This window comes from Brevibacillus laterosporus LMG 15441 (assembly GCF_000219535.2).
GTDB classification, from domain to species: Bacteria; Bacillota; Bacilli; order Brevibacillales; family Brevibacillaceae; genus Brevibacillus_B; species Brevibacillus_B halotolerans.
Genome location: NZ_CP007806.1, coordinates 4,768,254 through 4,793,080 on the forward strand (window position 1 = coordinate 4,768,254; position 24,827 = coordinate 4,793,080).

27 protein-coding genes are annotated in these 24,827 nt (G+C 40.7%); 2 read left to right on the plus strand and 25 right to left on the minus strand.

Features of this window, described 5'->3' with window-relative positions; translation table 11 throughout:
* Window positions 1-7: 7 nt before the first annotated feature.
* The 7 genes from cls to BRLA_RS21080 form a co-directional block, all read right to left on the minus strand.
* A complete protein-coding gene (cls, locus tag BRLA_RS21050; RefSeq protein ID WP_003334334.1) occupies window positions 8-1,462 on the minus strand; it encodes a cardiolipin synthase in 1,455 nt (484 codons plus the stop codon).
* Between the two features lie 88 nt (window positions 1,463-1,550).
* Window positions 1,551-4,025 (minus strand): preprotein translocase subunit SecA, encoded by a 2,475-nt coding sequence (gene secA / locus BRLA_RS21055; RefSeq protein ID WP_003334333.1) that lies wholly within the window; start codon window positions 4,023-4,025, stop codon window positions 1,551-1,553.
* A gap of 153 nt (window positions 4,026-4,178) precedes the next feature.
* Entirely contained in the window at window positions 4,179-4,730 is a 552-nt protein-coding gene (gene hpf, locus BRLA_RS21060) for a ribosome hibernation-promoting factor, HPF/YfiA family (RefSeq protein WP_003334332.1), read from the minus strand.
* A gap of 268 nt (window positions 4,731-4,998) precedes the next feature.
* Window positions 4,999-5,196 (minus strand): cold shock domain-containing protein, encoded by a 198-nt coding sequence (locus BRLA_RS21065; protein ID WP_003334330.1) that lies wholly within the window; start codon window positions 5,194-5,196, stop codon window positions 4,999-5,001.
* Window positions 5,197-6,049: 853 nt separating this feature from the next.
* Window positions 6,050-6,805: an OmpA/MotB family protein gene (locus BRLA_RS21070; protein ID WP_003344513.1), complete on the minus strand. Its 756-nt coding sequence runs from the start codon at window positions 6,803-6,805 to the stop codon at window positions 6,050-6,052.
* Window positions 6,795-7,625, minus strand: coding sequence for a motility protein A (locus BRLA_RS21075; protein WP_003334326.1), 831 nt, complete (start codon window positions 7,623-7,625; stop codon window positions 6,795-6,797). The genes BRLA_RS21070 and BRLA_RS21075 overlap by 11 nt, the downstream gene beginning before the upstream one ends.
* 161 nt (window positions 7,626-7,786) lie before the next feature.
* Complete coding sequence (locus tag BRLA_RS21080; protein WP_003334325.1) at window positions 7,787-8,905, minus strand: DegT/DnrJ/EryC1/StrS family aminotransferase; 1,119 nt, start codon at window positions 8,903-8,905, stop codon at window positions 7,787-7,789.
* 139 nt (window positions 8,906-9,044) lie between these two features.
* Here BRLA_RS21080 and BRLA_RS21085 point away from each other — a divergent pair, with 139 nt between their 5' ends.
* Entirely contained in the window at window positions 9,045-9,605 is a 561-nt protein-coding gene (locus BRLA_RS21085) for an acyltransferase (protein ID WP_003334324.1), read from the plus strand.
* 86 nt (window positions 9,606-9,691) lie between these two features.
* Here the strand turns inward: BRLA_RS21085 and BRLA_RS21090 are convergent, their stop codons facing one another.
* The 14 genes from BRLA_RS21090 to BRLA_RS21155 all read right to left on the minus strand — a co-directional run bounded on the left by BRLA_RS21090 (window position 9,692) and on the right by BRLA_RS21155 (window position 19,810).
* Window positions 9,692-10,060 carry a flagellar protein FliT gene (locus BRLA_RS21090; protein ID WP_003334322.1) on the minus strand — a complete coding sequence of 123 codons (369 nt, stop codon included), beginning with the start codon at window positions 10,058-10,060 and terminating at the stop codon, window positions 9,692-9,694.
* Window positions 10,060-10,452 (minus strand): flagellar export chaperone FliS, encoded by a 393-nt coding sequence (gene fliS, locus BRLA_RS21095; RefSeq protein WP_003334320.1) that lies wholly within the window; start codon window positions 10,450-10,452, stop codon window positions 10,060-10,062. The genes BRLA_RS21090 and fliS overlap by 1 nt, the downstream gene beginning before the upstream one ends.
* 28 nt (window positions 10,453-10,480) lie before the next feature.
* Complete coding sequence (fliD, locus tag BRLA_RS21100) at window positions 10,481-12,079, minus strand: flagellar filament capping protein FliD (RefSeq protein WP_003334319.1); 1,599 nt, start codon at window positions 12,077-12,079, stop codon at window positions 10,481-10,483.
* Between the two features lie 12 nt (window positions 12,080-12,091).
* Complete coding sequence (gene flaG / locus BRLA_RS21105; RefSeq protein ID WP_003334318.1) at window positions 12,092-12,448, minus strand: flagellar protein FlaG; 357 nt, start codon at window positions 12,446-12,448, stop codon at window positions 12,092-12,094.
* Window positions 12,449-12,687: 239 nt separating this feature from the next.
* Window positions 12,688-13,932, minus strand: coding sequence for a flagellin lysine-N-methylase (gene fliB / locus BRLA_RS21110; protein WP_003334317.1), 1,245 nt, complete (start codon window positions 13,930-13,932; stop codon window positions 12,688-12,690).
* Between the two features lie 53 nt (window positions 13,933-13,985).
* Window positions 13,986-14,357: a DUF8042 domain-containing protein gene (locus BRLA_RS21115; protein WP_022586185.1), complete on the minus strand. Its 372-nt coding sequence runs from the start codon at window positions 14,355-14,357 to the stop codon at window positions 13,986-13,988.
* A gap of 199 nt (window positions 14,358-14,556) precedes the next feature.
* Entirely contained in the window at window positions 14,557-14,802 is a 246-nt protein-coding gene (csrA, locus tag BRLA_RS21120) for a carbon storage regulator CsrA (RefSeq protein ID WP_003334315.1), read from the minus strand.
* Between the two features lie 9 nt (window positions 14,803-14,811).
* The gene (locus BRLA_RS21125) at window positions 14,812-15,231 is read right to left on the minus strand and encodes a flagellar assembly protein FliW (RefSeq protein WP_003334314.1); all 420 of its coding nucleotides are present in this window, start codon (window positions 15,229-15,231) and stop codon (window positions 14,812-14,814) included.
* Between the two features lie 13 nt (window positions 15,232-15,244).
* Complete coding sequence (locus BRLA_RS21130; protein ID WP_003334313.1) at window positions 15,245-15,823, minus strand: DUF6470 family protein; 579 nt, start codon at window positions 15,821-15,823, stop codon at window positions 15,245-15,247.
* A gap of 21 nt (window positions 15,824-15,844) precedes the next feature.
* On the minus strand, window positions 15,845-16,753 hold the full coding sequence (gene flgL / locus BRLA_RS21135; protein ID WP_003334312.1) for a flagellar hook-associated protein FlgL: 909 nt from the start codon (window positions 16,751-16,753) through the stop codon (window positions 15,845-15,847).
* Window positions 16,754-16,910: 157 nt separating this feature from the next.
* A complete protein-coding gene (flgK, locus tag BRLA_RS21140) occupies window positions 16,911-18,392 on the minus strand; it encodes a flagellar hook-associated protein FlgK (protein ID WP_003334311.1) in 1,482 nt (493 codons plus the stop codon).
* A 14-nt stretch (window positions 18,393-18,406) separates the two neighbouring features.
* Entirely contained in the window at window positions 18,407-18,910 is a 504-nt protein-coding gene (locus BRLA_RS21145; protein ID WP_003334310.1) for a flagellar protein FlgN, read from the minus strand.
* Window positions 18,911-18,928: 18 nt separating this feature from the next.
* On the minus strand, window positions 18,929-19,207 hold the full coding sequence (gene flgM / locus BRLA_RS21150) for a flagellar biosynthesis anti-sigma factor FlgM (RefSeq protein ID WP_003334308.1): 279 nt from the start codon (window positions 19,205-19,207) through the stop codon (window positions 18,929-18,931).
* A gap of 189 nt (window positions 19,208-19,396) precedes the next feature.
* On the minus strand, window positions 19,397-19,810 hold the full coding sequence (locus BRLA_RS21155; protein ID WP_003334307.1) for a TIGR03826 family flagellar region protein: 414 nt from the start codon (window positions 19,808-19,810) through the stop codon (window positions 19,397-19,399).
* Window positions 19,811-19,966: 156 nt separating this feature from the next.
* Here BRLA_RS21155 and map point away from each other — a divergent pair, with 156 nt between their 5' ends.
* On the plus strand, window positions 19,967-20,716 hold the full coding sequence (gene map, locus BRLA_RS21160; protein ID WP_003334306.1) for a type I methionyl aminopeptidase: 750 nt from the start codon (window positions 19,967-19,969) through the stop codon (window positions 20,714-20,716).
* Window positions 20,717-20,804: 88 nt separating this feature from the next.
* On the opposite strand, the gene BRLA_RS24915 is transcribed toward map, so the two are convergent.
* The 4 genes from BRLA_RS24915 to BRLA_RS21180 form a co-directional block, all read right to left on the minus strand.
* On the minus strand, window positions 20,805-21,185 hold the full coding sequence (locus BRLA_RS24915) for a ComF family protein (protein WP_236867692.1): 381 nt from the start codon (window positions 21,183-21,185) through the stop codon (window positions 20,805-20,807).
* Between the two features lie 438 nt (window positions 21,186-21,623).
* Window positions 21,624-23,570 (minus strand): ATP-dependent helicase ComFA, encoded by a 1,947-nt coding sequence (locus BRLA_RS21170; protein ID WP_003334304.1) that lies wholly within the window; start codon window positions 23,568-23,570, stop codon window positions 21,624-21,626.
* Window positions 23,571-23,646: 76 nt separating this feature from the next.
* Complete coding sequence (locus BRLA_RS21175) at window positions 23,647-24,027, minus strand: hypothetical protein (protein WP_236867697.1); 381 nt, start codon at window positions 24,025-24,027, stop codon at window positions 23,647-23,649.
* Between the two features lie 92 nt (window positions 24,028-24,119).
* A complete protein-coding gene (locus BRLA_RS21180; protein WP_003334302.1) occupies window positions 24,120-24,827 on the minus strand; it encodes a response regulator in 708 nt (235 codons plus the stop codon).

A 24,827-nucleotide genomic window follows, 5' to 3' on the forward strand; every position in this document is an offset into this window, starting at 1 on the left:
TGGGCTCCTATAAAATGGCTGACAGTAACCGTGAAATCGATTCTTTTAATCGAATAGATAATGGACGTTGTCTATACTTTTCCAGTGTTAATTCAGATGAAAGCTCTATATCAGCTAAGAAATGTTTAGCCAATTGTTTAGCCGTATGGGAATGGTAGAGAAACGCATTCACTTCAAAATTTAAACGAAAGCTCCTCACATCGATATTAGCAGTTCCTACTGTGGAAAGCTTATCGTCTACAACAATCGTTTTAGCGTGCATAAAGCCATTCTCATAGGTGTATACCTTTGCCCCAGCTCGTAATAGCTCACCTGCGTTTGAATAAGTAGCCCAATAAACAAAGGGATGATCCGGCTTATTCGGAATCATAATTTTGACATCGACACCAGATAACGCTGCAATGCGCAACGCATCCAAAATACTGTCATCAGGGATTAGATACGGGGTCTGGATATACACATAGTCTTTAGCTGTTACTATTAGTTTCATGTACCCATTTTTAATTTGCTCCCATTGTGAATCAGGGCCACTTGAAACGATTTGTAGGGGAATATCCCCACGGGGAGCAGACGAAGCTTGATAATAATTTCGAAAGGCCATGTCCCGCCCAGATGCTTGCTTCCAATCTAGCATAAAGCGTGATTGCAAATCATCCACCGCTGAGCCTTGTATTCTTAGATGCGTATCTCTCCAATAACCGAAGGCAGGGTTTTTACCCAGATACTCATCTCCAATGTTAAAGCCCCCAATATAGCCAACTTCTCCGTCAATAACAACTATCTTTCGGTGATTGCGGTTATTTGCACGCAGGTTGAGTAGCGGAATCTTGGAAGGAAAGAAAGGCTCAATCTGTCCACCTGCTTGCCTAATTCGACGTATCAGCCCCTTAGACAGCCAACGTGACCCACTCTCATCGTACAGGACTCGAACCTCTATTCCCTCCCGTGATTTTTCGCATAATAGATCAGCCAGTCGATTGCCAAGCTCATCGCTTTTGATGATGTAATACAGCAAATGGACATGTTTGCTCGCCCGGCGAATATCTTCAAACAAGCGTTCAAATTTATGCAAGCCATCCGTAATAATCTCTACCTGATTATCTTGGGTCAGTAGTGCTTCATCATTGTTTAGATGTAAATACACTAAGTCCTGATACTCTTTGCCAACAGGGTCATGGAACTGGAGCTTCTTAGCTTTGAGCTGCTCCATCTGTTTAACTACTTCTCGCTTCATATAAGCATAAACATGCTTATCCCACTTAAAAATTTTCTTTCGACTTAAATTTTGTCCCAGCATAAGATATAAAACAAATCCAAGAACAGGAATAAACCATAAGATCATTAACCATGCCCATGTAGAAACAGGGGTACGTCTCTCTAAAAAAACAACCACGATGGCAAACAAAAAGTTTAATAAGAATAAAATTTTTAAGAGCCATGAGGTTATCTCCGCTGTTACCATTGTCTCCCCCATTTCAGTCTTATTGCTCTTATTATATGCCAAAAAAGCTGCCATTCAACTGAACAGCAGCTTTCTTCTCAGGCCTGTTTTATTTTTTCTTTTTATCTGCACGGCGTTGTGCTCTGTTTTTTTGCTCTGGCTCAGATGCTCCAGCCTCATCAGATGGTCCAGACGTTTTTAACTTCTCAGCATCAATTACTTCCTGACGCTCAAGGTTTTGTCCAACTTCCGATTTCATGATATACAAGGATACTTCCTCTTCAATGCTTGCAATCATGCCTTGGAACATTTCATATCCCTCAAATTGATACTCACGCAATGGATCAGTCTGAGCATAGGCACGCAGGTGGATACCTTGGCGCAATTGTTCCATTGCATCAATGTGATCCATCCACTTGCTATCAACAGCACGTAGAACAACCACTTTTTCAAATTCGGCCATCATATCGCCAATTTCTTCCTGACGTTGTTTCAATTGCGTATGAGCAATCTCTTTCAACATCTCCTCAATCTCTTCCGCTTCTTTTCCTTTCAGATTAGAAACCGTAATCGCATCCTCGAACAAGAATGTGCTTACGCATGTTTCAAGCAGACCCTCTAGATCCCATTCTTCTGGAATCTGTTCTTTCGGGCAATACGCCTGAACTATACGTTCAATCACGCTATTTATCATGCCCTCAACGATATCATGCAGGTTATCGCGCTCAAGAATCTCTTTACGCTGCTTATAGATGACTTCGCGTTGCTTATTCATTACGTCGTCATATTGCAAGACAACTTTACGTGCATCAAAGTTGCTACCCTCTACTCGTTTTTGAGCAGATTCAACAGCACGGGATACAAGACGGCTTTCAATCGGCATATCTTCTTCCATTCCGAGTCTGTCCATCATATTCATGATGTTGTCAGCTCCGAAACGGCGCATAAGCTCATCCTGTAGGGACAAGAAGAATTGAGAGGAACCCGGGTCCCCTTGACGACCTGCACGTCCACGTAGCTGGTTATCAATACGACGGCTCTCATGGCGCTCTGTACCGATGATATGCAGACCACCTATTGCAGGTACCCCTTCACCCAACTGAATGTCTGTACCGCGACCAGCCATGTTTGTAGCGATGGTTACTGCACCGAATTGACCCGCGCGAGCAACAATCTCTGCTTCACGTTCATGCTGCTTCGCATTGAGTACATTATGTGGTACACCTTTTTGGCGCAATAGGTGAGATAGTTTCTCTGAGTTTTCGATGGAAATGGTACCAACCAAAATAGGTTGTCCTTTTTTATGGCGCTCCACGATCTCTTTTACTACCGCACGATATTTGGCATCCTCGGATTTATATATTGCATCCGCCATATCTATACGTTGAATTGGGCGGTTTGTAGGAATCACAACTACGTCCAATCCATAGATTTTTTTGAATTCCTCTTCCTCAGTCTTAGCTGTACCGGTCATACCGCTCAACTTTTGATACATACGGAAGTAGTTTTGCAGCGTAATTGTTGCCAAGGTCATGCTTTCGCTCTGTACTTTTAGCCCTTCCTTCGCTTCAATCGCCTGATGCAAACCATCACTGTAACGACGACCCACCATCAGACGCCCTGTGAACTCGTCTACGATCACAACCTCGCCATCCTGCACAACATAATCAACGTCACGTTTAAACAGAACCTGAGCCTTCAAAGCCGATGTAATATGGTGGTTAAGTGTAACATGGTTGGTATCGTACAAATTGTCCACGTTAAACGCTTTTTCAACCTTGCTCACACCTTCATCGGTTAAAGTAGCGATTTTTAGTTTTTCATCAATACTAAAATCCGTTTCAGACTCCAGTCTTTTTACAAAATGGGAGCAAATATAATAAAGTTCAGTAGATTTATTAGCTGATCCGGAAATGATCAGTGGAGTACGCGCTTCGTCGACTAGGATACTATCCACTTCGTCAATGATTGCATAGTGCAAAGGACGTTGTGTCATTTGCTCTTTATAAAGCACCATGTTGTCACGCAGGTAGTCAAATCCAAACTCGTTGTTTGTACCATACGTAATATCGCAGTAGTATGCCTCACGTTTTTGTTCAGCACTCATACCGTTTATGTTCAAACCTACTGTCATGCCAAGAAATTGGTACAGCTCACCCATAATCTTGGAGTCACGCTCAGCTAAGTATTCGTTTACTGTTACAATGTGAACACCCTTACCAGCCAAGGCATTCAAGTACGTAGCTAAGGTCGCTACAAGGGTTTTACCTTCACCAGTCTTCATTTCAGCAATGCGTCCTTCTTGCAGGACCATACCACCAATTAGCTGTACGTCAAAGTGACGCATCCCCAATACACGTTTGGACGCTTCACGCACTACAGCAAAAGCTTCGTTTAATATATCATTCAGCGTTTCTCCCTTTTCCAAACGAGCACGGAATTCCGCCGTTTTTTCCTTTAATTGGTCATCAGTAAGTAATGTTACTTGGGGTTCTAACGCATTAATTTTGTCTACACGCTTAACTAATTTCTTTAATTCACGTTCATTTGTATCGCCAAAAAGCTTCTTTACAAGCCCTAACATAGGGACACCCCTTCCACCGTTCCCCTAAGGGTACTTTCTAACAATCTATTTTACCAAATCTCTATCAGTAAACACAAGTAAAGGAGTTGCCAATCGACAACCCCTTTACCACTTTTTGTATATATTTTTAATTTTTTTAATGATTGTATACGTTTATTTTGGTTCTATTAACCCGTATCGTCCATCATTTCGACGATAGACTACATTTACATCATTGCTTTCACTGTTTTCAAAGACGAAGAAGTTGTGGCCCAGAAGTTCCATTTGCATAATGGCCTCTTCTGAATCCATCGGTTTTAAGTTGAATCGCTTCGTTCTTACGATATCAAACTGTACATCATCCTCTTCATCCGCTACAGCTACAGAGGAAGCTTCCATATTCGGCATCGCTTTAGCCCCTGATTCATGACGCTGTTTACGGTTGATTTTTGTTTTGTACTTACGCATTTGACGCTCTAATTTTTCAACAACCAAATCAATTGCTGCGTACATATCGTCGTGAGTTTCCTCAGCTCGGAGAATAACGCCAGTCATCGGAATGGTTACCTCAATGGTTCCTTCTCCACGAAGCACGCGCATTGTCACATGTACCTCTACATGCCCTAGATTGTCAAAATAGCGTTCGAGACGGCTTATCTTTTTCTCTACATACTCCCGAAGAGCTTCTGTAACTTGAATGTTTTCGCCACGAATATTGTAGTTCATGGACACAACCTCCTTCCGTCTATGCTATTTGTATTCTACATAGACGTAATTAAAACCTGCTGTTTCTTCTTTTCGTTTTAACAAAATTCGTGAAAAAAAGACAAAATGTTTAAAAATTTTCACTTGATTTTAATCTTTCGTCAACACAGCAAGTAAGGCTTGTCTCTATTTTAAACCTATTTCGATTTTTTTGAAACAAGGAATTTTAGTGGAAATAAACACCAAAAACCCCCTAAGTTATCCTAGGGGGTATTGATTATAAAATCAATTAGATTTTAGTTACGTTAGCCGCTTGAGGACCACGATCGCCTTCAACGATATCAAACTCTACAGTTTGACCTTCATCCAAGCTTTTGAAACCTTCAGATTGGATAGCGGAGAAATGTACGAATACATCGTCGCCTCCATCGCGCTCGATGAAACCAAAACCTTTTTCTGCATTAAACCATTTTACTTTTCCTTGCATGTATTAAACATTCCTTTCATAAGAAAACTGTGGACTATTTGTTAATCCATGATCTGACTATACACCTTGCCTATGGTAAAGTCAAATGCTGGATTATCGACAAATTTCAACGTGGTCTTTATTTTTTTGTTAAACATCTCATAGCAGCCTTAGAAAGGCTTAATGTTACAAGCAAATAAGCCTTTACTGCCGTAGTAAAAGCAGGAAAGCGCTCCCACATATTTTTTGCTAAACATATTTCCATATATGTAATTTTACCAGAAAATGGAGTGCTACAAGAGACTCGATCTAGCGTTGAGAGACGTGGTCTTTACCCTATAAACGCAGGGAATTACGATACATTTTTAGCTATAATTACCAGTGTGAGATTTAAAATTTATTTGGCTCTCGAAAACGGCTTCCCCACCTACAGATATTGTCGATTAATTGTATTCTAGCTCGAAAAATTTCTTCAATCTATATAACAAAATCATGTCACACATTGGACACATAAGACTTTTTTGCTTTTTTATTCTTTATCCACAGCTATAGCATAATCTAGGTTCGACACTCGCTCACATCGCTGTCTATCCACTTCATTTTTTAAATAATTTATTCTCTAGCTTTCTCATCTGTGGGTAACCTTGCCCATAATTGCGCATTTCCACAAAGTTGTCCACATTATCCACAAGAAGTTGTGCACAAGAACTCGTTTTTTGTGTATAACTCTGAAAAAGCATTTCTTTCTCGTTCACCACAGTTTTTTTGTCTCATCTATAAATAAAAAAGACCTCCTATTGTTCATCTCAAAAAGGAGGTCTTATAAAGAAACATATATCATTCATTACTATGAATCGTTATGCTGATCATACCATCATTCTGTCTGCTCGCTTAGTACAGTAATTTCCACACGGCGATTTTGTTGGCGATTTTTTTCTGTTGTATTCTCTACAAGAGGCTTCGTTTCTCCAAAGCCTGCGACAATGAATCGTGCTGGAGATAACCCTCGTTCTTGAACAAATTCCTGCATAACGGCCTTTGCACGCGCAAGAGATAGATCCCAGTTAGCGACATACTGGCTTTTTGTAATGGGACTGTCATCTGTGTGCCCCTCAATTCGCACTTGATGAGGAAATTTTTGTAATACATCAGCTAGCCTGTCTATGACTTTTTGACCATCTGGAGCTAAATCGGCTGATCCGCTAGCAAACAACAAATTTTCCGGTAAACGGATCATCACTCCATCGCTTTGCTCTACAAAGGGGATATGGAACTCCTGCAAGGCCTCTCCCACTTTTTCCTTCACTACCTGTATATTTCGCTCTACCGGTTCGTCTTGTTGCCCGGCACCAATCGCCTTGACATCACGCTTTGCAGACAGCTCGCGGATTTCTGCTTCCAATGCTTTCTTTTTCATTTCAGCTACGGCTTGCTCAGCTTTTGCTATTTCGGCCTTTTCCGTCGTTTCAGATGCCTTCTGCTGAAGCTCTTGCTGTTGTTGCTTGACCTGAGCCGAATACATCGCCGCAATGATTATGACAATGATAAACAGCAAGGTAATTAAATCACTGTAGCTTAATAGCCAGCTTTTCTCTAGCTCCTTTTCATCATACAGACGATCATCCTGCATACTCGCTCTGCCTTTCAATAATTCCTTTCATGCTGCCAGGCATTTTTAAGAGTACTAGCTTTTGATCAGCAGGTAAAAAGGAATTTAGTTTTTCAAACAAAATTCGTGGAGTTTCCATGCGCTGTAGCCCTACGCATCCTTCCATATAAAGCCGCTTTTCAAACATTTCCTGATCATGAATATCCATTAACCGATAGTAACATGGCAACGCCAACAGATTGGCTAGCAAGGCTCCATACAAGGTAGCTACCACCGCTGTGCTTAGGCTCTGGCCTGTCTGCGTAAAATCAGACAGGGTTTGTAATACTCCTGTCATCCCCAATAACGTCCCAACCAGCCCCATTCCAGGCGCCAGCAGGGCAACCAATCGAAACATTCCGCCCATTTGCTGGTAGCGATGCTGTTCACCCTTACACTCGTTTTCTAAAATCATACGAAGTTCTTGCTCCGACACACCTTCGATCGCCAGCAACGCCCCCCGCTGAACAAATGAATCAGGCTCGTCCATCAATTCTTTTTCCAAGGAAATGTAGCCTTTCTCTTTTAAAACAACCGAGTATTGATAAAAACGCTTGATCGTCTCTTCGATGTTATTTTCTCTGCCGTGGATCAATAATCGAAATAAATGTTTGATTTTAATATGTTTACACTTAATAGCATACGAGATAATGACAGATAGCCCAACTAATTCAATTGCCGCCGGATGTAGCAGTTGACTTACACTTCCATTTAAATAAATGGTATGTATTAAAACCAACACAATAAATAGAACAAGTAACAACGAACGATTTCTTCCCGCAAAAAATGTTTTTACATTCATGTTAGTAACCTCACTTGCCCAAGCATGTATTTCTGAACGAATTCATTATAGCAAATGAATATCCAGAGTTAGATGAAAAAGTAAAAAATATTTCTACTGTCAAAAAAAACAAAGAAAAAAGCGAACCCCTGCTTTTCACCAGCAAGTTTCGCCCCTTTGCCCTATCCTACTTTAGCCATAAAGCTCTGTATTGCATGTACTACCCGCTGTTGTATTTCTAAGGTAATACGCGGCCACATCGGCAAACTTAACGCCTCAGTTGCCATTTGCTCCGTAACAGCTAGCTTAGGCTGTTGTGTTGCTTGGTATACTGGCAGTTGATGCACAGGAGTAGGATAATATAACATTGCACCAATTCCTTGCTGATGCAGATAACGGTGCAATTCATCGCGTAAGCCATGTTTCACCCGTATCGTGTATTGATGATACACATGCTTGGCATATCCTGCTACCTTTGGCGTTACAATGCCTGGTACGTCTTTTAGCATCTGATTGTATTGCTGGGCAGCTTCTCTTCTTGCTTCGTTCCATTGGTTAATATAAGGTAGCTTCACACGTAAAATACAGGCTTGCAATTCGTCTAAACGCGAATTGTAACCTGTAAGTTCATTTTGATAAGGAATCAACGAGCCGTGGGTACGTAATTTGCGAGCTATTTCTGCCAGTTCATCGTTATCTGTGGTTAACATGCCTCCATCACCATATGCTCCCAAATTCTTAGTGGGATAAAAGGAAAAACATCCAAAATGCCCAAAGGTTCCTAGCTTCTTGCCACAGTACTCTCCACCAAATGCCTGTGCGGTGTCCTCGATAAGCCCTAACCCATATTGTTGTGCAATCGTAATCATCGGTTCCATTTTAGCCGCATGTCCATATAGATGAACAGGAATAATTGCTCTTGTCCGCTCGGTAATTTTGGACTCTATATCAGCCGGTTCTACATTGAATGTATCTGGGTTAATCTCAGCAAACACCGGCGTCGCTCCGACTAGCTCAACAGCTTCAGCCGTAGCATAAAAGGTAAAGGAGGGGACGATCACTTCATCTCCTGCTCCAATTTCCAAAGCCCTCAACGCGATAAATAACGCATCCGTACCTGAATTTACCGTGATTGCATGTTTGCATCCCAAATAGTCAGCTACTTCCTTCTCAAACGTTTTTCCCTCGTTACCAAGTACGAAATGGCCCGAACGTAGCACTTCCTGGACAGCACTGTTAATCTCATTCCAGAGCAATTCTACCTCGTCCGTCAAATCAATGATGGGTATCCTCACGTTCATTCCCCCTCGTCTCCGTAATTAAATCCCTCTATTAGTAATACGTTAAGAAGAGGAGCATCGTGCAACATCTGCGTAATTTGTGGAAGGAAAAAATACTCCTTTTCCAAAAAGGGAAACTGACCGACGAGGGGGGCAAACTATGTCTCACCAGACACATGAAAATGTCTTTATTCATCCAACAGCAGAAGTGTCTAAGCATGCCATGATTGGAGCTGGAACAAAAATCTGGAACAATGCACAAATTCGAGAGCAAAGTACAATCGGGAGCCAATGCATCATTAGTAAGGATGTTTACATCGATCAAGGGGTAAAAATCGGGAATAACGTCAAAATTCAGAATGGTGTTTCTGTCTATCATGGGGTCGAGATTGACGATCATGTATTTCTCGGACCCCATATGACATTTACGAACGATTTGTTCCCACGTGCATGCAGTAGCGCTTGGAAAGTAGTACCGACCAAAGTCGAGATAGGAGCATCCATAGGAGCGAACGCCACTATCGTATGTGGAACAACCATCGGTGCCTATTCTATGGTAGGAGCAGGCTCTGTGGTCATCAGGGACGTAGGGGCTCATCAGCTTGTGGTAGGAAGCCCTGCTCGTATGATTGGTCTTGTTTGTTATTGTGGTGAGAGAATTGAATACCACAAGCCTTGTCAGGCTTGCGGTCAACGTATTCCAGCAGATGTGATGCCATAAATTCTTTTTGGCTCACCAAGGGCTTTAGCAAGAAACAAAATGGTCGATTGCTCGACCATTTTTTCGTGTAAAAACTAGCATATATCTTAATTTTTTTTGTCAAAGAAAGCTCCATAGGCAACATGAGTCGTTTCACCAGCGTACTGTTTGTTTGCTACTTTCGCCTTGTTTACCTGTTGTAGCTGTTCTTCAATTTTTGCTTGCTGCTGCTTCATCAGAGAAAGGATTTCTTGATCAAGCTGATAGCTTTTCTGCAATAATTCCTTTTCCTGTGCTTGTAGGTCTATGCCTAGTGCTTGCAGTTTACCTAGGTGCGCAATTTGCTCTTCTCGCTGTTCAAGGACGGAGTTCCACTCATCGGGATTCGGCTCTTCATCATGCTTCAGGATTTCCATTAGTTTTTCAGTAAGGATAAGGATATTGCTCGCTACATCCATCGCAGAAACATTCGTCATTATATCTGATTTCCTTCCGGCTGCCTTCTGGCAATCAGTATTGCTTGTTTCCATGTATCGCGGAATTGCACAAAAAATTCTTCTACTTCCGTGATGATGGCGCCGTCCTTTTTCAAATTCGCTTCAATTGTACGATTATACATATAATCATACATCAGCATAAACTGCTCAGAAATTGCTACGTTTTGATCTAACGTAACCATTAATTCTCGGATAATATCCTGTACCTTAATAATGCTCTGATGAGCTTTTTGAACGTCCTGTTTCTCCAAAGCTATCTTTGCTTCTTTACTAAAACGGATGCCTCCATTGTACAGCATTAACGTAAGCTCGCCTGGCGAGGCTGTTTTCACTTGGTTCTGTTGATAGATTTGTGCAGCCGTCTGATTCATGCATTCCCCTCCTTATTCCTCAAAACCATTACGCACCGAATTTAGATAACAGGTTGGAGCCTTGAGCATTTAGCTTATTAATCGCTTGCTCCATGGCCGAGTATTTTTTCCACAGACTTGTTTCTTTATCTTTTAGTTTATTCTCCCAAGCCTTAATGCGAGTGTTGATATCTCGGATATCCTTTGAAATTAGGCTATTATCACTGGTTGTACCTGTCCGACCCGCTTTTTCCCCAATTTTTTTCATAGCAGCATTCGTCTGACTATAAATACGTTGAGCAAGACCTTGGGATTTGAATGAATCAGATCCTGAAGTAATCCCGCTACCATTTGTGAAGAGAGCAATAACTCTTTCCTGATCATTTGACAAGGCATCTTTAAGCTTTTCTTCATCAATGTGGATCTTACCGTTTTCCATGTAATCAAACTTACTGCCCAGACCATCGGATTTCTTTGGACCGATTCCAATGCTAGCAAGTGTATTTTTTGGCGGTTCTACTCCTTCTACAGGAGTATAGAACGAGCTGCGCATCTGTGTGAGCACATCAGATAAAATACTGTCCCTTTTTAACAGACCGCTCTTCGCTTTCTCTTCCCATTTATCGATTTGTTTTTCTTTCATTGCTTCTTTTTCTTCATCAATAAGCGGGTAGAAATCGCGGTACACTTTTTCTGTCAGCTTGTTATTAAATTGATCGATTACCTTGTTATAGGTATCAACGAACTCTTTGATAGCAGTCATAACTGACTCCGTATCTTTGACTGTAGAAATGACTACGTTTTTATCACCGACACCGATATTATCTTTAAAAGTAAAGCTCATACCATCAAAATCAAGTGTGTTTTTGGAATCTAAAGCAAATTCAACACCATTTACAGTAGCTTTTCCGGCTTGTTTTACGATGCCTTTAAAAACTTGATCTTTAGAAAAATCATTAATAATAGGGTCTGCATCATTAGCACTTTGTTTAACTTCACCATTCGTGATCTTAAGCTTATTATCTGTGCTGCTAGTCGTAATTTGAATAGCTGACACTAGTGATTTATTTTCCTCAGTTGGAGGTACCTGAGATGTGAAAACAATAGATTTGTCGGTATTAGAATAAAAAGCTTTAACGCCGGTCTTACTGGACTCACTATTAATTTTATTTAAAACCGACTCAATTGTGTCTTTTTCACCTACTGAAATGGTGACTTCGTCTGAGCCATCATTACCCTTCAGTGTAAAATCAAAGGAACTATTTATTTCAGTATTACTATCCTTGATATCATCGCTAACCTTAAACTTCACGGAAACACCAGTACCCGGTTTCGCAAGCTGAACATTAGATACATCGTACTGCGTTGTAGAATTCTTCTTTGTAATACTTGCTGTTACTTTAGCGTCATCGGAAGAAGATACTTTTTGCTTTGTAAAATCGGAAGTCAGACGCAATTTACTTACTTTATTATTTAGCTCTAGCAATAATGCATTTTGCTCGCGATAGCTGTCGCGCGTCCATTCTTCTTTTTGACGCTTACGAAGCAATTTCTCCATTGGAGATCGTTCCGCTTTCATTAATTTTTGAATCATTGTTTCAGTATCAAGACCTGAAGCTAGACCAGATATTCTCATTGGACCTGCCATTTTGAACCCCTCCTAAATTTTTCGATCAACCATAATACCAATTAGTTCGTACATTTGGGCAACTGTATCCATCATCTTTTTAGATGGGATCTCTCTGACCACTTCATCAGTCTGATTATCAATCACCTGTACATAGTACTCACCTAATTTTTCATGTAGGTTGAATTTTAAATGCGTTTCTTTGGCTTGCATAAATTTATTTAAAGCTGATATTTCCTTTTGTAATTCTTTTTGAAAAGCATCCTTATGCTCAATAGCTTGAACCACGTCTTTTTCTGTTGAAGGCTTCGGTTTTATAGTAGCATCTAATGGTGGCTTGGTTAGCTCTTGAGGATTCGAACCTGCATTTCCATTTTGACGAATTTCCACAGTAATCCCTCCGTCATCTTCATCTTCTATCTAAAGTATCGGCATATTGCTGGTAGAAATTGAGTGGTAGCGCTCTTTTCCTCATTAAAATAAAAAAAGGGACCCCATCAAATGAGAGGGCCCCTTTCGTTCAGGTAGGTATGGTCGTTAAAATAATAACGAACAGCCATATAGCAGGCCTGACTGGTTCCTATTATTTGGATAGAGCTACAGCTCTGTATGACTTTTGACTCTGTGTTTTAATTTTTAATTAAAATGGACATATATCCCATTGTCGTGAACCCATTTTCCTCCAACAAGCCTTTCATTTTCGTTAAATAGGACTGATTATGCTCGACAGCTCGTCCAAATGATTGAATAAGCTTCACAACATGGTCTGTAGAAAACGCTGTTTTATGGTGTCTAGCCATTCCGATTAATTGCAATTTAATCAATGCATAACGAATAACGAGCATAACATATTCTTCAAAAATATCCTTATCAAGAGCAGTTGGGAAGAGCTTGGAAAACACATGATTTACCAAATAATTTTCTAGAATATACTCATGATTCTGCATGAATGGTTGGTAATGGTTTTCATAAGCGTCTATATATCTAGAAAGAGTGCCTTCCTCTTCCATACCCTCGAAATGCTCAAGTCCCAACAAGCACTCTGTATAACACTCTATATAGCGGCCATGAACTCCACCTTCGATGAAACGTTGATCCGTCAACTTTTTTAACAACTTCATCTGAATGGTATGGTTAACAGGCACATCGGCAAACATTTGATCAATGGTACCGCTTTGCAGCATATTGGTATAGGAACCTATAAGCTGTAAAACTTGATCTACCTCAGAATTGTTCACATATTCTTGAACCTTTTGAAAGAATAACCCTAAAAATAGTAAGCGATCCTCAAACTTATATTGTCGGTACTGCAAGACTTGAATCGTAAAAATTCGCAGTTCCCAGAAGTATTTTTGGAGTTTTTTCCCTTTTATATGCTTAGAGGTATCGATATGGCCAGCGAAGTTCAAACCTACCTCAACACTCTCTAATTGCTCTTGAAATCCTATTCCTTCTGGGTTAAGAAGTGCTAATCTCGCTATTTCTGGGCAGGAGATGGTTGCTGCTCGCTCAACAACATCATTCACATTGTTCCAGGTGCGAGGGTAGGTTTTACAGGTGTTACAGAGATAATCTTCCCCTTTTTTTAGTTGGATACTACATAATTTCTGTTCGTTCAAAAACACACAGCTATTTGAAGAATCCATCATAATTTTGGCATAATTACCAGTTGAGGCCTTAGAGCGAACTCGTTTTATATTCCGATCTATAATTGGTGACAATTCTTCATCTTTCAAACGTTTATATTTCTTATACGTATCCTGATCAACCGTGACCTTCCATCCAGCACAACAAGTATCCTCGCACTCTGTACCGATGCATTGGAAAGATAGCATATACTCCGGCACAAGCGTTTTCTTAGTTGTTGTCGACATTTGCAGATTCCCCCATATTCCTTACTGTTTATCAAATTTTGTTGAAGACATACTTATGAGAGTACGTGAGGGACTACATGACGTGTCATTTCCTCCTGCCACTCTTTTTGTAATGGGATCATTTGGGACGATAATACTTGAATTGCTAGCACCTGATCCGATTGTTCAAAAGCACCTACCAACTTCTCTAGTATTTCAGTTCTGAATTTTGTTAACTCTTCCAGACGGTTGTCTTTTAGCAAAAAAGGCGAAATCATCCCTGTTGACTTTTCTAATTGATTGCATGCATCAGCGATATCTGCCATTAAATAGGCCATTTCATGGATCTGATTCTGATGCAAACGCTCATGTAGTAATTCGATTGCCTCTCCACAAGTCGTTGACAGTCCAATCATTCCTCGCATAACACCCCAATATTTTTCCATGGTATTCAAATATTTCCTTTCCAAGACAATAGATCATTAATGGCTCAGCTCAGTCAATTTCTAATCGCATGTAACATTAGCTTACTAACTTCTCATACTACATATATCGGTAATTCGTTATACCTTTCATAGCTTTTTTAACAAAACTATTTATTTACAAATGAAGGAAACTAAAAAAGACAAAAAAAAAACTTGAAGCTTATTCATCTTCAAGTTTTTTTTCAGTTCCTAACCATTGGGCTAGTTGGGTCCAATCTACTTTTGTTTGTACAGCTAATTGATTCTCTTCTTGAATGGCTACATATACTTCTTTTCGATGAACGTTAATATCGCGTGGAGCCGATATGCCGATACGGACAAAGTCTTTCTCAACTGCAATCACTTTTATCTCTATCTGATCGCCAATCATGATGGACTCATTTTTTTTACGCGCTAATACCAACATATTTATCACCTACTTTGTCACTGGCTTCTCTTTTTGTAAAAGGAGGGGCTGCCGCAAATTGTAATGATCTCCTTGCAGAATAAATTGTGTAGCTTTTCTGTTTTCCACATTAATGACAAGAGGTGATTTTAAATTAACTGTGATTTGGTCTTTTCCTCGTATTGTCATGACTGACAAAATCACCACCTGAGATTCTTCCGTAATCTCCAAGGCTTCTCTCACTGAACGAGGTAGATCAAATTCATAATCCTTAAAGAAAAGAAACGGATCTACCACCCAAAAACTAATCCCCTGTTCTTCCAATGACTGAAGAGACAAAAAAGGCATTTCTGGATTTTCTTGCACTAATTGATACTCATGCAAATTAGAAAAACCAATCATACCCTCTACAATATAAAGTTTTCCCATTTTTTCCTGTTGATACATCATTAGACAACACCTCTTATCTAGCTACGTCCACATTTAAACCTACGACTTCGATATCCAGCCGATTCCACTGTTTTACATACGCCTCTACCTTGGCAGGCGTATATTTGTGAACAGGTGGGTTGACGGTTGTCTCAATTTTTGCCCCTCTTGGTGTAAATTTGATCTCTACGGGCTTGGCTTCATAACGTATTTCAATACCATCACCAATAAGAGAACCCGCAGCTACGACTCCTTCACCTGAAAACATGATGCTTTTTTCAAAAGCGATCTCAGCGATAGCGTTACCCCCACGTTCAAAAGCACGCAGTTGATCTCCTTCAACTCCGGCTTGCTCAATCGCTTCCATTACTTTGTTATAGCCATACTCGGCATTATCACTAGACCGCCGTAACGGGCCTCTCATATCGATATTTTCACGTGCTTCATTGGAATCAATCTGCAATTCCCCTTGAGGCTGGCGAATTTCCAGAATAGCCGCTTCCTGTTTTATTTCCATGCTTGCTCTTGGCTGCTCAATCTCTTGCTTCCCTTGCTTACTTTGCAAGTTTAGCAAGAGAGGAGTAGATCTCATAGATAAAGAAGCTAGTTGCATTCTACTACTCCCCTTCCGCCTTTATCTTAGAAAATCAAGTAACGATGGTTGAATAATTCGTGCGCCTGCCCCTAAAGCAGCTCGGTGTACATTTTCTTGCATTTTTAAGTTCGTAATAACTTCTGCCTCATCTGCATCTTCATTACTAGACATCATGGAAATAATGCTGACACTATCAGCATCAAGTCGATCAGTCATTAATTCTAAACGATTAGAACGCGCTCCTAAAGCAGCACGCTCTAACAGCAAGTTATTAATGTGATTGTCCATTCTTTCTAAATAATCCGCTGCAGAATTCCCTGCGTTTAGATCTCCTACGATGTCTTCTAAGGTTTTAAAAATATTTTCACCTGCTGGCGAATCAAAAATGTTTTTCCCACTAATGTTTACTTGGAAAAATACCCCTTGACTCATTTCCATTTCTACTTTGCCTTCGTTGGATGTAAAAACGAACTCGTCTTTACCAGTACCAGGTTGTTTTTTAATTTCAAACGGTGGCTTATTATTATTGTCGCCTCCGTAAATATACTTCCCATTCACGGTCTGGTTAGCCAAATCACCCAAATGTTTTTTTAATTCTTCAATCTCAGCAGCAATACTCTGTGTTTCTTCTTTTGAATACGTACCATTACCTGAACCAGTTAATAGATCACGAACCCGGCCAAATACTTTTCCAACCTCGTCCATAGATGTATCATAGGATTCCATCCATGTTTTGGCTTGTCCAGCATTGCGCAGAAATTGCTCATTTTCCACTAGAGAAGTTCGATAATACATCCCTCTAGCAGCAACGATTGGGTCATCAGACGGACGAGACACTAGTTTCCCTGTAGAAAGTTGCTGATAAGATTTACTCATCTGGCTCATAGAGTTATTAATATTGCGTACCATGGTGTTATTCATCATATTCTGTGTGATACGTATCGCCATCTGGTTTGCCTCCTTGTACATGTCTAGCTCAATTTTTATTTATTGCGTAATGCTCCCGTGAGTTAGAAACACAAGTTATTCCCTTTCATCTCTTCCTGTGGTACAAAATACCGTTTTAAAAAAAGCGTCGCAACATACGACGCTCTTCTCAAATAACCTACAAACCTACACGCCCCATACCATTAATGATTTTGTCTAAGATCTCATCCATGCTGGTCATTACACGAGCCGCTGCGCCATATGCCTTCTGAAACTTGATAAGGTTCGTCATTTCTTCATCGGTATCAACTCCTGATACAGACTCACGGTTCATAAGAATCATGTCTGAAGACGTTTCTGCATTTTTAAAATTACGGATTGCTTCCTGACCATCTACACCCAATTGAGCGATCGTGTGGCGATAAAAGTCGTCAATGGTTGAGGATTGCGGAAAATCATTCGGATTGTTGCCTGTTCCCGCGGGAATTAGTTTATTTTTAATTTTGGAGATCTCCAGAGCATTTTGGTTATTTCCATCATTAACTTTCCCTGTTTCATCAGCTCTAGCTGCTGCAATTTTATCTAAGCTTTTTAAAATCTCAGGATTTACTTTAATATTTGCTGCACTTGTCGGATTGTCTTTTCCCCCGTCAATAACAAAGAAATTAAGACCTTCCTGAGTACCATTTTTAATATCATCAAGGTTGTAGCCCGTTTTATGAACTTCATTTATCTCACGAGCTAAATTAACAGCGAGAGAATTCACCTTTTGTAGCATATTAGCCGTAGTTTCATCTCTTCCTTCAATTGCTGCTGACAATGTTCCCGTTCCCTTAAGCGGTTTAAACTCTCCTCCACCCAAGGTAACATCAAATTTTCCTGTTGCGGTGTTTTTTGTGGCTTTCACTTCAACAGAAGTAGAATTGTTCACAAGTGGTTGTCCACCTATGGTAATATTGACCATGCCATGTTCTGTTGGCGTAACCTTAACCTCAGCCATCGCAGAAAGCTTATCAATGAGAACATCGCGTTGGTCATATAAATCATTCGGCTGGTAACCATGTGGTACAACATCACCAATTTGTTTATTAATGGACGCGATTTGCTTGGCAATAGAATCAATAGAGTTGGCTTGTACGGCTACCTCATTATTTAAATCATCTTGTAGTTGTGTAAGGCGGTTGTGCATATGATTAAATGTGTCGGCTACTGCCACCGCTCGTTCCCGTAAAACAGAACGTACAGATTGGTTCCTTGGGTCTCCGGATAAATCCTCCCACCCTTTCCACATTTGATCCATAACCTTCTGTAAGCCATTTTCGGACGGTTCATTCATAATATCCTCTATGTTATTAATCGTTTTAACCATGTCATTCCAATAGCCTGTATTTTTAGCCGCAGCCCGATATTGACCATCTATGTAATCTTCCCGAATGCGTTGAATATCTGTTGCATACACCCCGGTACCAAGTAAACCCGGTGCACGGTCTGCATTCATTCCAGGTCCCGGGATTGGAGTTGAAGCAGCCATATTAACGCGCTGACGAGTATATCCAATGGTATTGGTATTTGCAACGTTGTGTCCTGTTACGTTTAAAGCAGCCTGTTGTGCAAACAACGCTCTCTTACTTACTTCAAGTAGATGGAAGGTTGATCTCATATGGACACTCCTTTCTATGCCTTATGGTTAAAAATAGAACGATTCGTTGACGAGTGTAACTGTTGATTCACTGGGTTTTTATAAATAAAGTCCTCTTCCGGTCGATCAGTGAACAAGTCAAGGCTCATATTGACAAAGTCAAGGGAGTACTCCAATAACTGCTGATTTTGCTCGTTCTCTTCCTTCAATTTTCCAATGACTCTGAGTAATTCTTCCCGACGCTGAGCTAACTGATTTTTCATCTCTACATCCGTACACAATCTAATAACATCTTGTAGGGTTCCATCCGTAACAGCTACACCCTTTTCATTAAAGATCGTGTTGGTCATATCTTTACGCAATAGCTCAGTTCTCTGAACAGCCTTTAACAACTGTTGCTCTTTTTTGACAAGGTCAGTTAATTGTTGCATATCGTTTTTTACCAAAACTTCTCGCTTCTCCATCGCTAGTGTATATAGCGCTTGGTGAAGCTCCGTCAAATTATCCAACACGGCAAAGAGTTCGTTTACATGCGCCATGAGCTCCCTGTCGCTCCTCTACGATTTTTTCCAAAAAGCAATGAATTTCTCAGCGATTTGATCGCTAGGCACTTGATATGTACCGTTTTCAACCTTGCTTTTTAGTTCAGAAATTTTAGCTAGACGAGCTGAGTCCATTTCTTGTTCTTCCCCTAGCTTCAGAAGTTCCATTCCCTCAGTAGAAATTGAAACTTCATCTTTTCCCCATTTATGCTTTAATTGACTATTCTGCTGCACCTTATTAGCCTTATTATAGGCTTGTATCATTCCTGTGCGGTTGGTTTCATTAATACGCATATTATCACCTCGATCATTGAGACTTGCGCTAGAAAGAACTTACGGCTCCCCCCATATTTAAGAAGCGGACCGCATGTTCTTAGCTACAGGATAGAAAATCACCGTTTGCTTGCTCTAGTAGTAACATCGGCTTTTCTTATGAAAACGATTAATGTTTCTAATCATCCAAAATCGTTTGGTTGGATAGTCCTATTCTTTTCTAAACTTATAGACCTGATTTGTTTTTCGCTCATCATCCGTAAGACGACGTTCAACGTCAATTTGTTGTGTAATTTCACGTTGTAGCTTACCTGAACAATTTGTACACATAGCCCCTGATTGAATAATTTCCCCACAGCTTTCACATGGGTATCCAAGGTTCGGGTTGCTTTGAACTGAAATCCGTCCTTCACGAATAAATCGAGTAATCTCTTTCACCTCGACACCCGTACCTTCGCTCAATTGATAAATGGTAGCACCGCGATTTTCCCTTTTTCTCAGGAAGCTAGCACATAATTCGTATTGCTTCTCTTGTTCTTTATAGCATGATGGACATACATCTCTTATTCCTTTCACAAACAGCACATCACATATTGGACAGTTTGCTAGTTGTCCTAATCCCATAATTTATTCCTCCCTAATTCACTTTGTTTTTGGCATGAAAAATATATGTTATCATTACTTATACTTATGTTTATTGCTTGAATTCAGCGCCGTGTACAGTTTTTCTAGTCGACTGAATAAACTTTAGGCAAATATCAAGTACATGGAGGTCTTACCATGATCGTTATTAAAACCAAGGAAGAAATTGAACTCATGCGTCAGGCTGGCATCATTTTGGCTAGTATCCACCAAAAAATTGCTACCATGATTCAACCAGGTATTACGACTTGGGAAATTGATCAATTCGTAGAACGTTACCTAAAAGAACATGGTGCCAAACCTGAGCAAAAAGGCTATCATGGCTATCCTTATGCCACATGCGCATCAATTAACGATGTCATTTGCCACGGATTCCCTTCTAAAAAGGAATTAAAAAATGGTGACATCGTAACGATTGACATGGTTGTTAATCTTAACGGATGGTTGGCCGACTCTGCTTGGTCATATGGAGTAGGACAAATCTCAGAGGAAGCTGATCGTCTATTGACTACCACCAAAGATGCTCTGTATCTAGGGATTGAGCAAGCAGTTGTTGGCAATCGTATCGGCGATATCTCCCATGCTATTCAAACATTCGCCGAAGAGCGCGGATACTCAGTCGTCCGCGATTTTACCGGCCATGGAATTGGCCAAAAAATGCATGAAGATCCTTATGTTCCACACTTTGGGCCTGCTGGTAAAGGAGTTCGCTTGAAGGAAGGCATGGTTCTCACCATTGAGCCCATGCTGAATGTAGGAACTTATCATGCAGTCGTAGATGAGGAAGATGGGTGGACAGCACGTACGCGTGACGGGAAATTATCAGCTCAGTACGAACACACTCTTGCTATTACGGCAGATGGGCCACAAATCCTAACTCAATTATAAGTCTTCTGTACCAGAAAAACATAATTACCTATTATTTTCATCGGCAAATTTGCATTAATAGATTTGCCGTTTTTCTTTTTTCCATAATTTAACGAGCCAATGTGAGACTACAGACGGATAACTGAAGATTTTGTTTTTTCGCATAGTACGAAAGTACCTTAGCACATGCTTCAATTGTTGCCCCTGTTGTAAAAATATCATCTACTATCAGTACATGCCAACTGGTTTTTTTTGGCCAAATAGAAAATGGCTGAAAACAATGAGATGTAGTATGCAGGCTCGGATGAATCACGAATGCATCCTGCATACTTTCAAAACGTGCTGCCCGTCCTTTTTGCTTACTTTGCTTTTCGGTTTCCTTTTGACGCTCCCATAGCGGAACACAAGGAATTTTCTGATGATACCCCACATATTCGGCTAGCTTCTGCGCTTGATTAAATCCCCGTTCTTGTAACCGAATCCTGTGCATTGGAACGTAACTTATAAGATCAATCCTTCTCCTCAGACCATAATGAAACCGATAACCTAATAATATCAAAGTTGCACAGATAGAATACAATCGCTCATCGCCCTGATACTTCCACTGTTTTATTACGTCTTTCGCCCATTCATTATACTGGATTACGCTTCGATTCCCTTTCAGCCCTTCCCTATGTCGACTACAATCTCGGCATAGCTCTGGTTGTCCTGCACATGCTCTACCACACATTTTACAGATATGCTTCAGCAAAAGTATAGTATTTGAAACACATTTCTCACATAAAAGTAGCTGCATTAGCTGATAGAAGCACCTTGGATAAAAGAAAGCAGGCACATTCTTTGATAGATGATGAATTACTTGTCTTGTTTTTGTAGCAATTTGAATCGGATTTTTACAGACCAAACAATATTTCATCATTTATTCCCCTCATTCTATCATTGTTGCAGTCTCTTCTGCCAAGCGATTCATTTGTTTAATATGCCTGATAGCTTGAGCAGGACCAGAAGCTTTCTTATTCATGAGATAGAGAATCTGTCCCTTTGGAGAATCACTGGACCGTCCCACTCTTCCTGCTATCTGGACTAGTGAAGCTTCGTCGAAGATAGGGGCATCTGCCTCTAGTACAATGCAATCGCTACGAGGAATGGTTACTCCGCGTTCCAGAATCGTAGTCGTTACTAAGATCATGTACTCCTTTTCTCGAAAAGCACGCACCTTATGTTCACGTGCAGGATCTGAAGCATGTACTCCTTCTACTTTATCTCTCATATCCGTAAAAAAGTGCCGAACATAAGCTACCACAAAGGGGATTTCCTCAATTCGCGGTACAAATATAAAGACCTGCCTGTGTGCCTGTATACTATTTCGTAAAAAAAATAATAAGGGAGTAATGGGCTGTAATACATGAATACTTTGACGCAAGTGTGTTGTAACAAGCTTTGTTGGAATAGGAAGTGGATGTCCATGAAACCTAGCTGGCAGAATAGCATGTGTAGAGGAAGTAAGAGAAAGCTTTTTGTGAAAAGGGAATACTTGATTATCCATTCGTTTTTTTACTAGTTCTTGCTGAAGATAGCGTGGGGGTGTAGCGCTAAGATATAAAATCTTGCCATGTGGTAGTAACGAGCGCTTCACAGCATGATACAAAGTCTTATTTTGGTGGTAAGGATAAGAATCTACCTCGTCAACTACTATCAAAGAATAACGCTGGTAGCAACGTAACATCTGGTGGGTAGTCGAAATCATCAGTTGGCTTTGCTCCCATTTTTGCTGACTGCTCCCGTGAATAGCCACGACTGAAATGGAAGGAAATACGTTTTGTATACGTGGTGCTAGTTCTAAAACGACATCTTTACGAGGGGTAGCGATACACACAGCTCCTCCACGTGCCAATTCTGCATCGACCGCTGGAAACACGAGCTCTGTTTTCCCTGCCCCACAAACCGCCCAGATTAGAAATCTCCGTTCTTTGGAAAAAACGAATTCTCTTACCTTTTTGGCTACGATTGCTTGCCTCTTAGAAAATTGTCCATTCCATTGGAGGATGGTTTTTGAGGAAATGCAATGTTGCGCATCAGCATCCAGATGACCGGACAGACTTGCAGGCACAAATATTAGAGGTACACAGCTCTTGCATCTCCCCATCGAAAGGCAATTATAGCAGTAGGCGCAGGGTTGTTGACAGCTATAGCAGCTTGTTTGTTCAATTTCCCTGAAACTATTGCACCGCTCACAATGATAGGACAGTTGATGCTGCCACCAACAACGATGTAGTTCAAGACTAACACTTGGGCGCCACTCTGCTTTTCCCTGTAAAACAAGCCATTGCAATGACATGATAAGGTGATCTGAATGATTTAGGGTTATATAGGGGGATTTCTCAAAGCTCAACCTTTTAACTTCTTCTAATAATAACGCCCTGCCTTGTAGCTTAAGATAAAGCTGATGCGTCTGCTGCTTGTTGCTAGCAAGGAATTCTATTACATTTTGTTTTTCAAGCATATGAGATTCGCAAGCCCTCCCCTCCCCCTCCAATTCTTCGAAGCTAAAGGAGCAGGATCGCCCGTAGGAATAATTTTCACCTGTCTCCCTTACGGATAGACGATTTACCTCTTGCGTGTAGCCTTGAGCCACCAGACGTGCCTGCTTGAGTGTATGAGAAGCAACTTGACCAGCGGCAGCTTGCTGCATAATTTTTCTGTTCACCCTGTCTCTTATCCCGAAAAGTAAGGAGAGTGATGTACTTTTTCCAATAATGTGCAATCTTTGCCCGTTCTGCTCATTCCAAAATTGCTTGTCTACCTGGAAACACGGAGTAATATATGCTAAGACAGAATGTCCATCTTCTTTTAAATAAAGAACATATTCATGCATAATGTCGATCCCCCCTTGTCCTTATTCTTAAAAAAGACAAAGGGAGCATGCAAGAAAAAAGAGACCAGCCTATAACCTAGCTAGCCTCTTTCCCAACTGTTCGTAAATCGATGACAACGACCGATTCTCTTCCTGCTTGTTGTTCTCTTATGGTATCTGGATGGACTCGGTATAATATCTCCGTCATCCGCGGCGTATCGTCAGAAGAGCCTTCATCCACAAAACTAATACTAATTGGCTGTCCATATAAACCAGATTGAAACATCAGGGTACGTACAGCCTCTTCAACTCGATGCTCTGAATTATGCAAAAGTAGTTGATAATGTGTCAAGGTCAAAGGCTCCATAATAGAAGTGGCCCTGCCTGACTCCATCCAGATATAGAACATTTTCAGCAAAAGAGCGGAGCAGCCGTATGCTGCAAACAACCAGATCATAAAATCAGCCAACACGGTCATCCCCTCCTGTAATAAGGTATGCCGTACTGCTTGACTTGGTTGCTTTCTCCACACTCATTTTTCATAAATGATGTATGATCCGCTTAAAAATCTTACAGCTTTACCCAGCCATTCTTGATGGATATAACCACAGCTTGAGTACGATCCTGTACATTTAGCTTTTGTAAAATACTGCTTACATGGTTTTTAACCGTTTTTTCACTGATGAATAAATATTCACCGATCATTCGGTTGCTTTTTCCTTCTGCCATTAATTGCAAAACTTCACGCTCACGACGCGTCAAGGATTCAATGATACGCGGATCCATCACTGGTGACTCTTCGAACGTAATACTACGATCCATTGACTCCTCCTGCTCACTTAAGCGACGGAATTCGTCGATTAACTTACCGGTCACTTTTGGATGGATATACGCTCCACCTTGGGCAACTACGCGTACCGCTTCTACCAATTCAGAAGTCCCCATATCCTTTAGTAAATAACCGGATGCTCCTGAACGCAGTGTGCGGTAGACATATCCTTCATCATCATGAATGGATAAAATGATTACTTTTGTTTCTGGGCTAATTTTTACTACCTCTTCTGCAGCCGAAACACCGTTTACATTTGGCATATTAATATCCATCAATAATACATCTGGTCTGTATTCAGCTACTAGCTTGGGAGCCTCCATTCCATCTGAACCTTCGCCCACCACTTTGAAACCAGATTCCATATCGAGTATTCTCTTTACGCCTTCACGAAACAATTGATGATCGTCTACTAACACGATTTTAATTTCATCCAACAATTTTTCCAC